This is a genomic window from Pedobacter sp. 10L46_2 (genome assembly GCF_056395165.1).
Map to the genome: position 1 here is coordinate 1 of NZ_JBFTIZ010000066.1, position 15573 is coordinate 15573.

Here is a 15573-nt window from a genome sequence, read left to right on the forward strand (position 1 = left end):
CTGGCGAACAGATTGTGACGGAAGGAATGGGAAGCTTGAAAGATGGAATGAAAATCAAAGCAAAACACTAAAATATTATGTTAAAGAAATTTATAGATAACCCGGTCTTGTCTACCGTTATATCGATTATCATAGTTATAATGGGGTTACTAGGCCTATATTCATTGCCTATTTCCCAGTATCCAGACATTGCTCCACCCGCCGTTGAAGTAAGTACCTCATATCAGGGAGCAAGTGCGGATGTGGTCATGAAAAGCGTAATTGTACCGCTCGAAGAAGAGATTAACGGAGTAGAACACATGACTTACATGACTTCTAAAGCAAGTAATGACGGTAGTGCCAGCATTACAATAAACTTTAAGCAAGGTACAGATCCGGATATGGCTGCAATTAATGTGCAGAACAGAATCACCAAAGCTACAAGTTTGCTGCCAGCGGAAGTAATCAAAGTTGGCATTACCACCAGTAAGCGGTTGAATAGTGAAGTATTTAGTTTTCTGTTGTACAGCGAGGATGGAAAGTATGATCAGAAATTCCTCGACAACTATTTAAAAATTAATGTGATGCCTCAAATCAAAAGAGTTGAGGGAGTAGGGAATGCCGCTGTATATGGAGGTATGGATTACAGTATGAGAATCTGGCTTAAACCAGATGCCATGGCTGCTTATGGGTTAATCCCTTCTGATATTACAGAAGCGCTTGCAGAGCAAAACATAGAAGCTGCACCAGGTAAAGTAGGAGAGAACAGTGGTCAGGCATTCCAGTATACCTTAAAATATACTGGTCGCCTTGAAAAACCTGCACAATTTGAAAACATCATACTCAAATCTGTAGGTAATGGTCAGGTACTTAAGTTAAAAGACATTGCTGAGGTAGACATGGGCTCTTTTACTTATTCGAGTACCATCATGGCGCAAGGTCATGAATCACCATATGTTGCAATCAATCAAACTTCAGGTTCCAATGCCAATGAGATCATAAAGAAGTGTATAAAAATATTGGACGATGCTTCATTAACCTTTCCAAAAGGAGTCAAGTATAGCGTATTCGCCAATGCAAATGAGTTTTTGGATGCTTCAATTTCTAAGCTTATAGTTACAATTATTGAAGCATTTATATTGGTATTCATTGTAGTATTTATCTTTTTGCAGGATTTCCGTTCTACCTTAATTCCGGCCATTGCAGTTCCGGTAGCTATTATAGGAACATTCTTTTTCCTTAAACTTTTTGGATTTACGATTAACCTGCTTACACTTTTTGCCCTGGTTCTGGCCATTGGTATTGTGGTAGATGATGCCATTGTAGTAGTAGAGGCGGTTCATGCTAAATTAGATCAGGGTGCTAAATCAGCAAAAAAAGCAACTATGCATGCCATGAGTGAAATTAGCGGGGCTATTATCTCTATAACCCTCATTATGGCTGCGGTATTTGTTCCGGTAACTTTTGTTACGGGGTCGGTTGGGGTATTTTACAAGCAGTTTGGGTTAACACTTGCTGTGGCCATTATCATATCTRCAGTAAATGCACTTACTTTAAGTCCGGCACTTTGCGCATTGTTGTTAAAACCACATGGCGAGCATCATGAACAGAAAACCGGCTTTTTACAGCGCTTTTATGCAGGGTTTAATGCTTCATTCAGCACCATGACTAACCGTTATAAGAAGTCGGTTGTTTTTCTGATTGCGAAAAAATGGATTGCATTTGCGATAATCATTGTGTTTAGTCTTTTATTCTGGTTTTTGGTTAAAACCACTCCAACTGGATTTGTGCCTAATGAGGATAGTGGTTCCATATATGGTAACGTTATTTTACCTCCGGCAACTTCTTTGGAACGTACTGAATTCATTGCAAATAAAATAGATAGCATCGCGAGATCTATTCCTGAGATTGAATTGTCATCTAGAGTTGCCGGTATGGATTTAATGAGCGGCACCGGGAGTTCGTATGCGGCTATATTTATCAGGTTAAAGCCATGGAAAGAAAGAACAAAAAAAGGGCAGGATATTAAAAGTATTGTTGGTCAGTTGTTCGCAAAAACTGCAGAAATTAAAGGAGCCAATATCATTTTCTTTGCCGCACCAACATTACAGGGGTTTGGAAATAATGATGGTTTCGAATTTCAGTTGCAGGATAAAACAGGAGGTAGTTATAAGGCTTTTGATGCAGTAATTGGGAAGTTTATGGGAGCACTAAATCAGCGTCCTGAAATTATGTATGCTGCTACATCATACAACACAAGTTTTCCGCAGTACGAGGTTAATGTAAACGTTGCGAAATGCAAAGAAGCAGGTGTTCCTGTTAACCGCGTACTTGGAACGCTGCAAGGCTATTTGGGGGGTATTTATGCGTCAGACTTTAATCGTTTTGGTAAACAATACCGTGTAATGATTCAGGCTGAAGCGGAACAGAGAACCAATAAAGAGGCCATCAATAGAATATTTGTTAGGAATGATAAAGGGGCTATGGCTCCGATATCAGAGTTTATTACACTTAAAAAAATCTATGGCCCGGAATTTATAAACCGCTTTAACTTGTTTACGGCTGGTGCCGTAAATGGCGCACCCAAGCCTGGTTATAGTTCTGGTGATGCGATAAAAGCAATTCAGGAAGTAGCTGCCCAAACCCTACCACAAGGTTATACTTATGAATTCTCCGGTTTAACACTAGAAGAGTTGTCTAGTGGTAGTCAAACCCTATTGATCTTTATGCTCAGCTTGCTGTTCATTTATTTCTTATTGAGTGCCCAGTATAAGAGTTATATTCTGCCATTCTCAGTGCTGCTTTCTTTGCCTATAGGACTGGCTGGAGCATTCTTGTTTGCACGATTATTTGGGCTTGATAATAACATATTTCTGCAAATAAGTTTAATTATGCTCATCGGCTTACTTGCAAAAAATGCGATCCTTATTGTGGAGTTCGCATTGATGCACCGCCTTAGTGGTATGAGTTTAATCCAGTCGGCAATTTCAGGCGCTACAGCCCGACTAAGGCCAATTTTGATGACCTCTTTTGCCTTTATCTTCGGCTTGCTTCCCTTGATGATCGCTACCGGAGCAGGGGCTTTAAGTAACCGCTCAATAGGTACCGCAGCGGTTGGTGGGATGCTTGTAGGTACAGTATTCGGGGTGTTTGTAATCCCTGCATTGTTTGTAGTTTTTCAATCTCTGCAAGAGAAAATATCTGGAGTACGCAAAAACAATGAAGTTTTATAATTCGTAAGAAATGAATATAATGAAAAAATATATAGGGCTAATAATTTTGCTGACCATGTTGGTGTCGTGCCAGGTATCAAAGAAATACGAAAGGCCAGCAATAGATACAAAGAATCTTTACAGGGATCAGCACGATACAGATACAGTTACCATTGCCACTATGCCATGGCAAAAGTTGTTTAATGATTCGCTGTTAATTGAATTGATAACAGAAGGATTACAGCAAAACCTTGATCTGAAAATAGCTGTAGAACATATAAATGCAGCCAGAGCTAATTTTAAGCAAAGTAAAGCTGCTTTTTTACCAGACTTAACTGGTAATGCGGCCATAACCCAATCAAAATTGGCCTACCCTCAAGGATTTGGTATTATCAGCTCATCAACCCAGTATGATGTGGGGTTAACGGCCAGCTGGGAAGCAGATATTTGGGGTAAGCTTAAAAGTAGTAAGCGTAGTGCACTAGCTGGTTTACTGCAAACGGAAGAAGCGCGAAAGGCTGTGCAAACACAACTGATCTCTGAAATTGCAAATAACTATTTTACACTTTTGGCCTTGGATGAACAGCTAATTGTTTTAGAGAAAACGGTTGCTAACAGGAAAACGGATGTAAGCACAATGAAATCTTTAAAAGCAGCTAATATAGTAACCGGCGCCGCTGAAGTGCAGAGCGAAGCCAATCAATATGCGGCAGAAGTTGCTATACCCCGTTTAAAAAGGCAAATAAGAGAAACGGAAAATGCTATGAATGTTTTACTGGTTCGTAAAGCAGGTTCAGTAAATAGGAAAGCACTAGAATCTCAACAATTACCCTTTGATCTGAATATCGGTATTCCTGCCCAATTACTCCAGAACCGACCTGATGTTAAACAAGCAGAGTATGCTTTTATGAAGGCTTTTGAAACAACTAATGTTGCCCGACAGCTTTTTTACCCATCACTCAACATCACAGCTTCAAGTGGCTTTACCAGTTTTAGTTTTAAAGACTGGATTACACCCTCTGGGTTGTTTGCAAATGTTGCGGCAGGAATAACCCAGCCTATCTTTAATAAGGGAGCAAATAAGGCTAGACTAACAACTGCCAGGGCTGCTCAACAGGAATCGGCGTATCTATTTCAGAAATCCTTATTGAAAGCGGGAGAGGAGGTTTCTAATGCGCTTTTCTCTTACCAAACCGCAATTGAACAGCAAAACATAAGAACTAAACAATTGCAATCGCTGCAGAAATCGGTAGATTTTACCAAAAAACTGTTGCGTTATAGTTCTGCGACAAATTATACAGATGTATTAACTTCTGAACAGAACTTGCTATCGGCACAACTCGATAATATTGGTGATAAATTACAGCAATGGCAGGCAGTAATTAGCCTTTATCGCGCTCTTGGGGGTGGTTGGCAATAAAAGTACAGAGGAGACAGTTTGTTCTTATAAGGATTGATACTCTGGAAGATCTTTTATAAAGACAAACTGTTCCTCTTTGTGGTCTATTGTTGCATAACAATGCATTAGTCCGTTGGTTACTACCAGCCATTTGGTTTTATGAACAGAGTTGTACCTGGCCGCCTGGTCAAAAGTAGCCTGACTTATCTTAACAGAAGGTGCTTTACATTCAATAACCATTATTCGCTCTCCATGGGTACTGAATATTACAATATCTGTTCTCTTTTGAAGTTTATTTAAGTTAAGTCCGCCTTCTATTTGAATAAGCGATTTTGGAAATTTCTTTTCCAGTATCAGAAACTGGATGAAATGTTGTCTAACCCATTCTTCGGGTGTTAGTAACAGATGTTTTTTTCTTATTTCGTCAAAGATAAAATAACGCGACTCCTTTAGTGTTATCTTGAAAGGATATTGTGGTAGGTTAAGTGCTGTTGGTGTGAATGACATTTTTGTAAAAATAGGCAAAAAATTTTATCTAAGTTTGACCTATCATATGAGTGCTGCAGATATAATCAAAGACATTAAAGCCAGAAAGTTTAAGCCTGTTTATTTACTACATGGTGAGGAACCTTATTACATCGATCAGATCATTCATTACATGGAAAATAATGTGCTGAATGATATGGAAAGAGGGTTTAATCAAACTGTTTTGTATGGGAAAGATACAGACATGGCTACCATTATGAATGCTTCCAAGCGTTATCCTATGATGTCTGACTATCAGTTGATCATTGTAAAGGAGGCTCAGGATTTGAAGTGGGCCAAAGAGACAGAAGGGAGTAGTAAAGAGGCTGAGTTTGTGCTCAATTACTTTGAGAAACCCATGCCTACCACCATTCTGGTATTAGGTTATAAGTATGCTAATTTCGACAAGCGTAAAAAGATTTATAAAGCCATTGATAAGAGTGGTGTTATATTCCAGTCAGAACTGGTTAGAGATTACAAATTAGCCGGATGGATAGATGATCTTGTAAAAGAGAAAGGTTATAAAATTGCTCCACAGGCATCCGCCCTGATGGCTGAATACCTGGGTACAGACCTTTCCAAGATTGCTAATGAAATAGAAAAGCTGCTTTTAAATATTACTAAAGAAACAACAATTGACACTGATCTTGTTCAAAGAAATATAGGAATAAGTAAAGAGTACAATGTTTTTGAATTGCAAAAAGCACTGGCAGTCAAGAATATTTTGAAATGTAACCAGATCATCAATTACTTTGCCGATAATCCAAAAGCCAATCCAATGGTTATGGTTATGGCCAACCTGAATTCTTATTTCTCAAAGATTTTAAAATATCACTACTTGCAGAATAAGGGCGATGCTGCTAAAGAATTGGGTGTGAATCCATATTTTGTTAAAGATTATGAAGCTGCTGCACGTAGCTATAGTCTAAATAAAACCTTTGATATCATTAGCTTATTAAGGGAATACGACTTAAAGAGTAAAGGTGTAGACAGTACCGGTAACACCACCGATGGCGAGTTGTTAAAAGAGCTGTTGTTTAAAATGACCCATTAATAGTTTGAACCTAATTACCTGACTTTATTTCAGGATGTTTGAATTGTATAATAAATGCTTTGAAATGTGTAGTTAATATTTATGCTCACTAATGTAAATTTGTTTTATTATAAAATATAAATTAGCTATGATACAAGCCAAAGGATATGCAGCACAAAATGCTGAAACAGATTTAGCACCCTGGGACTTTGAACACCGGGAAGTAGGTCCGCACGACGTTCAACTTGAAATATTATATTGTGGTGTCTGTCACTCGGATCTTCATCAAATAAAGAATGATTGGTTTCCAGGAGTATTCCCAATGGTGCCGGGTCATGAGATTGTTGGTAAGGTAATTAAAGTGGGCGACCATGTAAAAAGGTTTAAAAAAGATGATCTTGCTGGTGTAGGATGTATGGTTGACTCTTGCCAGACTTGTGAAAACTGCAAGGAAGGATTAGAGCAATATTGCCTTGAAGGAAGTACCCAAACCTATAACAATAAAGGTAGAGATGGTGTACCTACTTACGGAGGTTATTCCAATACCATTGTAGTTCGCGAAGAATTTGTACTCCACATTTCGGATAAATTACCCCTTGCGGCCACAGCACCACTGCTTTGTGCAGGTATCACCACTTATTCACCTCTGCGTCATTGGAAAGTTGGTAAGGGTCATAAATTAGCCGTTTTAGGTCTTGGTGGTTTAGGACATATGGGAGTGAAATTTGGTGTAGCTTTTGGTGCTGAAGTAACCGTTTTAAGTACATCAGCTTCAAAAGAAGAAGCAGCGAAAGCTTTAGGTGCCCATCATTTTGTAGTTACATCTGATCCTGCTCAGGTTGAAGCTGTAAGAGGTTCATTTGATTTTATTCTTGATACTGTTTCTGCAGAACACGATATGGATATGTACCTGTCATTGCTAAGAACAAATGGGACACAGATTTGCGTTGGTGTTCCATCTCAGCCTTATGCAATTCAGCCCTTTTCACTTTTAGGCGGCCGTAAAAGCATTGCAGGCTCAGGCATAGGTGGCATACCTGAAACTCAGGAAATGCTTGACTTCTGTGCTGAGCACAATATCGTTTCAGATATTGAAATGATTGACATCAAAGATATAACTGCTTCGTATGCAAGAATGCTTAAAGGTGATGTTCGCTACAGATTTGTAATTGATATGGCTACGCTTTAATATTCTAATCTCTTTCTTTTAAAAATCGTATTTAAATATATTTAAATACGATTTTTTTTTGATTTGACCGTAAACTCGGCCATTCAATATATATGGTTTTTAGCATAAATAATCTTAATAATTCCCGGTAATTAATCAGAAGACTTAATGAAATTTACTTTCTAAAAATAAATACAAGGCAAATTTGATAATATTAATAATTAGAATGATTATTAATGAATAAAATGAACAATAAGTGAAAAAATCTTTACTTTTATCATAATATTTATAATATGATAAGACGTTTATCTTTACTGACGCTAGTTTTATTCTTTTATCATATTTCTATAGCATTCTCGCAAATTGTTATAGATCAGGTTGCATCTGGACCTTACACGCCTGAGTCAACTATAGCCGCAACTTTTAGTTTGGGTGCTACCTGTTTACAACCAGGTAATTCGTTTAATCTTTATCTTGTATCGCCCCAGGGAGTTGAAAAATCTATCGGATCCTATACCGGCTTCTACTCAACATTTGTAAATGGAGTAATCCCTCCGGGTACTACCGCTGGAACAGGATATAGGCTTAGGATTAAATCAACATTGCCAGTGTTTACTTCTTCAGATTCAAACCCATTTGATATAAAAGCAGGAGGAAAGGCAACAGTTGCTATAAATTCTAATTCTAAAGCGAGCACAAATCCCCTAACATTTGGAACTTGTAATACCGATGAGAACACACCAACAAAAGAATTTTTCTTTAACAATGAATCGAACACAGGAAACGTAACTGTAACTTTTAAAAATGAGTTGAACCCTGGAGTGCCACAAACAATAGCTTTTGGTGCTGTCGGAACTCCAATATCTTATACTGCATCACTTGCTCATTACACTATGTTTGTGAAAGCCACAATGCCCGATGGGTCGGTGGGTACAAAGGCATACTTTCTGATTAACAATCTTGCTGTAACTGCATTTACCACTACAAGCGGAAATACAGTATGTTTTCCCGTTGGTACATTCGAATATCGTGTTGATGTATCCAATAAAGGTATTGGAGTAAATTTTCCCGGTAACATTTATAAGGTAGACTGGGGAGATGGCACGTCTAACGAGTATACATATTGTGACATCAAGCAAAACAATGATCGTATCAGCCATACTTATACAAAGTCTTCCTGTGGGTTGTCATATCGATCTGGCAACCAAACCTTCTATAATGCTTTTGGTGTAAATGTTGGCCTAATAAGTCCGTTTTGCGGTGCAATCGGCTCACCTCTATCTACACCTGCAAAGGTAGTTACCAGACCAAAGAATCTGTTCTCTTTTCCTCCTATAGCATGTGTTAACGACGATATTATTTTTAACAATCAATCTCTACCCGGTGAACAGGCCAATACCAATTTTCCAGGTTGTGCACCAAATGATGTAAAATACAATTGGTACGTGGATGGCGCTCTTGCTGCTTCAGCTAAACCACTTACCTATAATTTAGTCCATAAATTTGTCACTACTGGAAAACATAAAATACGGCTTTCGTCAATCAGTGATGGAAATTGTCAGGCCGATGATCTGGAGTTAGAGATTTGTGTACAGGAACGACCAAAACCAAGTTTTACCTTACCCAATAATTTGATTTGCTTAACCGCGGGAGTGCTTACTCCGGCAAACACTTCGGTTTTAGATAACACGTCGTGCCCCTCAACTCCGGTTTATACCTGGAATGTAGTTCCGGCGCAAGGAGTATCTTATCAGGGAGGAACTAGTAATTCAAGCGTAACCCCACAATTTAAATTTTCTCAATCGGGTGTATATAATATTACACTCTCTGTTAAAACCGGAACCTGTCAAGAAATTACATTGCCACAAAAGATTGTAGTAAATACTGAGCCACAGGCAACTTTATCTCCGGAACAAAGACTTTGCCAGAAGGGTGATTTCGTATTTGGTCCTAATGCGACGGATACAAAAACGACTGTCAATGGAACGGCTGAAGATCTTTCAGATACCTACACATGGGAAGTTATCGGAACGGGTGCTTACTCTTTTGTAGCTCCAAGTACGGCAAACAGCAGATATCCAACCATAAATTTCGCTGATTTTGGTACTTATACAGTTAGCCTAACCCATAAAAATAATTGTGGAACCATTACCGTTAGTCAGAAAATAACATTTATAGAGGCACCGGTTCCAACTATCGTTGCAAATTCAAACCCCATTTGCAACAAAGCATCGGTTACTTTAACAGGGGCAATTTCAGGAAGCTATACCTCCTTTACCTGGGATAATGGAATTAATAATATTAATTTTTCAAATCCTTCTGATCTTACTACTGTATATACGCCAAGTGTCGCAGAGCGTAATGCAGGAAAGGTAACCATATTTTTGAGGGTTAATACGGGAGTGCCAGGCGCTTGTGCTACAGTTTTAAAACAAATAGACATTATTATACTTCCTGAAAATAAATTAACCAATACAAATAACACTAAAGTAGTTTGTACGGGCAATCCAGTAGATTTTATTCCAAAATCTACTGTTGATGGAAGCACATTTAAATGGACAGCAACAAATAATGATGGCTTAGCTACCGGATATAGTCCAACAGGAACGGGAAATATTACCGATATAATCACAAATACCAGTGCAACAAGTAATACGGTTGTTAGCTATACCATTATACCTCAAAAAGATGGCTGCGACGGAGAGCCATTTATTTTAACAGTAACAGTTACCCCGAAACCCATTTTAACTGCTACAGTAGCAAAGGCAGTCATATGTACTGGTAATCCATCTGGTATTTCATTGAGCTCAAATTTAGGCAATAACAATACCTTGTATGTTTGGACAAGTACTGCAAGTCTGGTTACAGGCAACACGAATCAGGTTACTCCCGTATCTGTTATTGCAATAAACGATATCTTAACCAATAGCGGATTAAATGAGGGAAGTGTTACTTATACGATTACCCCAATTGTTAATGGTTGTCCGGGAAATCCGAAAACTGTTGTAATCAAAGTACATCCCACAATTACAGTGGCTGATGCAGGTGCCGATCAATCCATCTGTAACCAGTCTACTTATACTTTAAAAGGTAATGCACCCAAAGCTAGCGAAATAGGTAAGTGGACTGTATTGCCTGCAGGGCCTCTAATTATTGACCCTACAGTTTACAATAGTGCAGTAACCTCACTTAATCCCGGACAACGGTATGTTTTTACGTGGACAATTACTTCGCCAAGTTTGTGTTCAACTACAGATGATGTGGTTATTGATAACTTAGAAGCACTTCAAAATACCATCACCAACCCATCAGGAACAACTGTATGTTCCGGGCAACAGGTTACCATTAATGGCGATGTACCCATTGGAGGTAAGCCTCCATATACCTATAGATGGGAAATAAGTACTAATCCAAGTACGAGTTGGACAATAATTCCTGATGCAACTAGCCGGGATCTGACCGTTACAATTCCTGTGAGCGCTTCGATTAGGCGTATAGTATCAGGTGGTGCTTGTGAAACTATAAGTAATGAGGTAAACCTGATAGCGCTACCACCAATAGCGGGAAATACAATTGGCGTAGATCAGGTCATTTGTTCCGGCAGTATTCCTGCTCCTTTAACTGGCCCACGACCTACCGGTGGCAATGGTTCAGATTACACCTATAGTTGGGAAAAAAGTATAGACAATGGGGTTAATTGGGTAGTTATAAATGGCGAAACAAAACCAACATATGCACCGTCTGCTCTAACTGTATCAACAAAGTATAGAAGGATAGCAAGTAGTGGCCTTTGTTCTGGTGGTCAGGCTAGTACTAGTAATAGCATAAGCATTACCGTTAAACCGGATGCACTTGCCAGTTTTACATTTGCATCTGATAAAGGATGTACGCCATTTAATATCGACAACCAAAATGTAAAAGCAATTGTTGATGTAAATCGAAATGATATTTACATCTGGTATGTAAATGAAACAGAAATCGGCAGGGGCGCTCAATTTCCTGGTTATCAAATCGCAAACGACAATGAATCCGTTATTATTAAGCTAGTAGTTACCAGTAAACAGGGGTGTAAAGCTGATGAAATGTCTCATGCATTTTCGACCCGGCAAAGCATTGCTGCGTCATTTACACAAGATAAATCCGAAGGATGCGGTCCGCTACAAGTTAGTTTTGTAAATACTTCCACTTCTCTTGTTGATGCTGATTTTAAATGGGACTTTGGCAATGGTATAACTTCTTCTTTAGTGATGCCCCCTCCAATCACTTTTCAGCCACATCCCCAAGGAAAAGATACCACTTACGTAACTACCTTAAGCGTAACTTCGCCATGCGGAACTAATGTGTTTACTTCATCAGTCTTTGTTAAAGCCCAGCCAATCGCTGTATTCTCACCAAATAAAACCGTTGGCTGCTCTCCAATGAAAGTTACCTTTAGCAATACCTCTCCCGGTGGTACAAATACTTACTATTATGATTTTGGAGATGGCGCCTTTCTTACTAGAACAGATAAACTACCTGTAGAACATGTTTATGTAACTGGAACAATAAAAGAGTATACCGTGAGAATGCGTGCGGAAAATGAATGCGGCAGTCAGGAAAGCAGTTACGTTATCCAGGTTTCCCCTAACACTGTTTTGCCTGAGCTAGTGGTAAACAGCTCAGAAAAAAGTGGCTGTGCACCATTTCTTGTGAATTTTCACAACAATTCTAAAGGGGCGAATCTATTTAGATATGATTTTGGAGACGGTGGGAGTAGGGTAACAAGATCAGCACCAGAAATTGTACAATACACATTTAAAAATCCAGGAGTATATAAAGTTGTACTTACTGCTTCAAATGGCTGTTCAGACACGACCACGACCGAGACAATCACGGTACTTGAACAACCAACAACCAACTTCACAGCAGACAAAACGGTTGGTTGTCCTGGCCTTCAGGTAAAATTCACCAACACAACCACTGGTGGATTGTCCTACCTATGGGATTTTGGAGATGGAACAACTTCTACAGAATTCGAACCAACGCATGTGTATAGCGGTTCTCTTTCATCTTATACTGTTACACTAACAGCAACAAATAGTTTAAATTGTCCAAATACACTTATACAAAGTGATTATATAAAAATTACAGCACCACCTATCGCACAGTTTTCAGTAGATCCTGGCATTGAAATTAGCATACCTTCTTATACATTTAGTTTTATAGACCAAAGCACCAATAGTCCAGATCAATGGCTATGGGATTTTGGTGATGGTATAACTTCGATAGACAGAAACCCAAAACATACCTATGCAGACACGGGGCTTTACAAAGTAACTTTAAAAGTGATCAATCAAAGCGGATGCTTTACTAGCTCCTTTAAGAATGTGAGAATTAGTGGAGTGCCCGGATATCTGTTTGTGCCAAATTCGTTTATACCCGGTAGTGAAAGTAGCGAACTTCGACAATTCAGAGCTAAGGGTTCAGGAATTAAATCATGGAGGATGTCAGTTTTTAACAAATGGGGACAACTCATATGGGAAACAACAAAGCTTGACGAAGGACATCCCCAGGAAGGCTGGGATGGAACATACCGCAATGTGGAATTACCCCAGTCTGTCTATTACTGGAAAATTGATGTCGAATTCATTAATGGATCACAATGGAAAGGCATGACATATAATAATAGCGCACCAAAACGAACGGGGCCAATTCATTTAATCAGATAACATGGCAAAGACATTAAAGATTCTGTTGATTTTGCTAATTTTTATAGGCATTGAATTTGCATCTGCACAAGATCATATTTATTCACAGTTTTTTAACCAGCCTATATATTTAAATCCTTCATTAACCGGTCAATTTGAAGGAGATATTAGAATGAACCTTGTTTATAGAAATCAATGGTCCGGCTTAAGTGGTGATCTGTCCTATATCTCCGCTTCGGCCGATTTGAATATTGCCAAATTTCCGGGAGGAGTGGGATTGATTTTTAATCGTTCCAGTGAGGGAACTGCCTATTTAACTAAAAACAATGCGGCTGCTACATATTCTTACAGTGTCGGTGGCGATGATTTTGTACTGTCATTTGGTATACAGGCAGGTTTTACCAATAGAACGATAGACTGGAACAAGTTGGTCTTTTCCGATCAGATTGATCCTCGCCTAGGATATGTTCCTGGCAGTATCTCTGCTGCTGAACCACATGATATCTCCAATAAGTTTTTCTTTGACGCAGCAACAGGTGTAAACCTTGTTTACCGTAACTTTATGCTTGGGACGGCATTACACCACATTAACAGGCCCGACGAATCCTTTAGCGGAACGCAAGCCAAGCTTCCAATGAGAATTACCGTAAACGCAAGTTTCAAAATTCCCCTCACTCCATATTTTGATTATAACCAAGATGAAGGTGCTTCTCTTATACCTTCTGTAGTTTACTACAGACAGGCAAGTAATAGCAACGTTAGTCTGGGAGCTCAATTTAAATACAAAAGCCTAAATACAGGTCTTTGGTATCGAACGGGCCCCCAGAACGGCCCTGATGCAGTTGTTCTTTCTCTTATTTTTGATCTTTTTAAAGGAAGGCGTAATGGAGAAAAGGTGAGGCTAGGTATAAGCCATGATGCTACCATTTCAAAAATTAATTATACAAATACAAGCGGTACTACTGAGGCTAGTATTGGATACGAAAAGTACTTCCCGAATAGTTCTGGTTACAATCGTTTTAATGGGCTAAGGTGCTACGACTTCTTTTAGATAATGATATAAATAAAGGAATAAAAAGTATATTTTTGTCAGCGGTTTTGTCAACGAATGTATCAAAAACCCTTTTTAAACTATGAAGAACACACAGTATTGGTTAGTGAAGTCAGAACCTTTTAAATATAGCTGGGAGAAATTTAACAAAGACGGCAGAACCTTTTGGGATGGTGTACGCAATTATCAGGCACGTAATAACCTGAAAGAGATGAAAGAAGGGGATCTGGTTTTATTCTACCATAGTAATGAAGGTAAAAATGTAGTTGGTATAGCAAAAGTGGTAAAAGAGTTTTATCAGGATCCAACTACCAGTGACCCTAACTGGGTTGTAGTAGATCTGGCTCCGGTCGAGGCACTTAAAAATCCTGTTAGTCTGGAACAGATCAAAGCAGAAGAAAGTCTTAAAGACGTTTCATTGGTTAGACAAGGCAGGTTATCTGTAATGCCACTTAAAGCCGAGGAATTTGATAAAATATTAGAGATGGGTAGCTAATGCATCCCCGAATAAGGTTCTGCTCTTACATATTTCTTTGTTAAGAGCAGACCTATACTCATTATCAAACTCGATCCTAATACCACAACAAATAAGAAAGAAGTTCCTACTTCTGGTATTTTAAGCGCATGAGGTAAATTAAAATACAGCAGGATGCTAATCAGTCCTCTTGGCGCAATAAAAGCCTCCGCTCCACTATTTTCCCTTCTAAAGATTTTAAGATAAACAAACCTGATCACAAAGATAGATGCAAGCATAATCAAACCGTTTACAAGAACAATTTGATCATTAAGCTGATAAATGTTCATTGTAAATCCGAATATTACAAAGAAAAACGTTCTTAAAATAAATGCACTTTCAGCAGATAACTGATGTAGTTGTGTTAAATCATTAGATAGATTCTTGTAAATAAAAATACTTCTAAACCAGGCGTACTTGATGGTGTCTGCATTGTTTAAAAACAGACCGAAAGAGAGTATTAAAACAAGGGCCGACAAGTGGTACGACTGCCCAATAGCATACACCATTATCAATATAGAGATGATCAGGAAAAACTTTATGTGATGTGATATTTTTCCCATTACATAAAGCAAAACGATGCAGGAAATAGCCGATAATATAACTATCAGTATCGTATTTAGTCCTAAGCCAGTAAACGAAGAAGTAGAGATGTGAGGATTAGATATGGCAAAATTAAAGAGTATGATCCCCAGAATATCAGAAAAAGAAGATTCATAAATGATAAACTCTTTTCCTTTTTTAGATAGTGCTGCGGCAGATGGAATAGCTATTGCAGAGCTAACCACACTAAAAGGAATTGCATTGCTAAAGCACGTGTAAAGGTCGCGGCCGGTAATCTCGTATATAATAAAAGTGATCACAGAAACCGAGGCGATCAGTATTACAAGTGCCGATAGAAAAGCACCCTTAATGATTTTATTTTTATCCCGATTGTATTTCAGTTCAAGTGATCCTTCAAAAACGATCATGATCAAACCCACAGTACCAAGAGCAGGTAAGATC

9 protein-coding genes are annotated in these 15573 nt (G+C 38.6%); 7 read left to right on the top strand and 2 right to left on the bottom strand.

Going from position 1 to position 15573, the window contains the following annotated elements:
• The first annotated feature begins 77 nt into the window (after positions 1–77).
• Both AC1DDX_RS09435 and AC1DDX_RS09440 read left to right on the top strand, forming a co-directional pair.
• On the top strand, positions 78–3212 hold the full coding sequence (locus AC1DDX_RS09435; RefSeq protein ID WP_477621984.1) for an efflux RND transporter permease subunit: 3135 nt from the start codon (positions 78–80) through the stop codon (positions 3210–3212).
• Between the two features lie 19 nt (positions 3213–3231).
• Positions 3232–4611, top strand: a complete 1380-nt coding sequence (locus tag AC1DDX_RS09440; RefSeq protein ID WP_288881123.1) for an efflux transporter outer membrane subunit — start codon at positions 3232–3234, stop codon at positions 4609–4611.
• Between the two features lie 24 nt (positions 4612–4635).
• On the opposite strand, the gene AC1DDX_RS09445 is transcribed toward AC1DDX_RS09440, so the two are convergent.
• Positions 4636–5097 carry a type I restriction enzyme HsdR N-terminal domain-containing protein gene (locus AC1DDX_RS09445; protein ID WP_288881120.1) on the bottom strand — a complete coding sequence of 154 codons (462 nt, stop codon included), beginning with the start codon at positions 5095–5097 and terminating at the stop codon, positions 4636–4638.
• Positions 5098–5143: 46 nt separating this feature from the next.
• On the opposite strand from AC1DDX_RS09445, the gene holA reads away from it, so the two are divergent.
• The 5 genes from holA (at position 5144) to AC1DDX_RS09470 (ending at position 14550) form a co-directional block, all read left to right on the top strand.
• On the top strand, positions 5144–6169 hold the full coding sequence (holA, locus tag AC1DDX_RS09450) for a DNA polymerase III subunit delta (protein WP_172659497.1): 1026 nt from the start codon (positions 5144–5146) through the stop codon (positions 6167–6169).
• A 127-nt stretch (positions 6170–6296) separates the two neighbouring features.
• Complete coding sequence (locus tag AC1DDX_RS09455) at positions 6297–7337, top strand: NAD(P)-dependent alcohol dehydrogenase (protein ID WP_172659498.1); 1041 nt, start codon at positions 6297–6299, stop codon at positions 7335–7337.
• A gap of 272 nt (positions 7338–7609) precedes the next feature.
• A complete protein-coding gene (locus AC1DDX_RS09460; RefSeq protein WP_477621985.1) occupies positions 7610–13024 on the top strand; it encodes a PKD domain-containing protein in 5415 nt (1804 codons plus the stop codon).
• Between the two features lies 1 nt (position 13025).
• On the top strand, positions 13026–14054 hold the full coding sequence (locus AC1DDX_RS09465) for a PorP/SprF family type IX secretion system membrane protein (RefSeq protein WP_337716389.1): 1029 nt from the start codon (positions 13026–13028) through the stop codon (positions 14052–14054).
• Positions 14055–14136: 82 nt separating this feature from the next.
• Entirely contained in the window at positions 14137–14550 is a 414-nt protein-coding gene (locus tag AC1DDX_RS09470) for an EVE domain-containing protein (RefSeq protein ID WP_172659501.1), read from the top strand.
• Here the strand turns inward: AC1DDX_RS09470 and AC1DDX_RS09475 are convergent.
• On the bottom strand, positions 14547–15573 hold a 1027-nt coding region (locus AC1DDX_RS09475), incomplete at its 5' end, for a cation:proton antiporter (RefSeq protein WP_477621986.1). The two genes, AC1DDX_RS09470 and AC1DDX_RS09475, sit on opposite strands and share 4 nt — an antisense overlap.

What these genes read in the sequence shown, in the direction of transcription:
- AC1DDX_RS09445 (WP_288881120.1), bottom strand. Translation starts at nt 5,097, where the DNA reads ATGTCATTCACACCAACAGCACTTAACCTACCACAATATCCTTTCAAG.
- holA (WP_172659497.1), top strand. Translation starts at nt 5,144, where the DNA reads ATGAGTGCTGCAGATATAATCAAAGACATTAAAGCCAGAAAGTTTAAG.
- AC1DDX_RS09455 (WP_172659498.1), top strand. Translation starts at nt 6,297, where the DNA reads ATGATACAAGCCAAAGGATATGCAGCACAAAATGCTGAAACAGATTTA.
- AC1DDX_RS09460 (WP_477621985.1), top strand. Translation starts at nt 7,610, where the DNA reads ATGATAAGACGTTTATCTTTACTGACGCTAGTTTTATTCTTTTATCAT.
- AC1DDX_RS09465 (WP_337716389.1), top strand. Translation starts at nt 13,026, where the DNA reads ATGGCAAAGACATTAAAGATTCTGTTGATTTTGCTAATTTTTATAGGC.
- AC1DDX_RS09470 (WP_172659501.1), top strand. Translation starts at nt 14,137, where the DNA reads ATGAAGAACACACAGTATTGGTTAGTGAAGTCAGAACCTTTTAAATAT.
- AC1DDX_RS09440 (WP_288881123.1), top strand. Translation starts at nt 3,232, where the DNA reads ATGAAAAAATATATAGGGCTAATAATTTTGCTGACCATGTTGGTGTCG.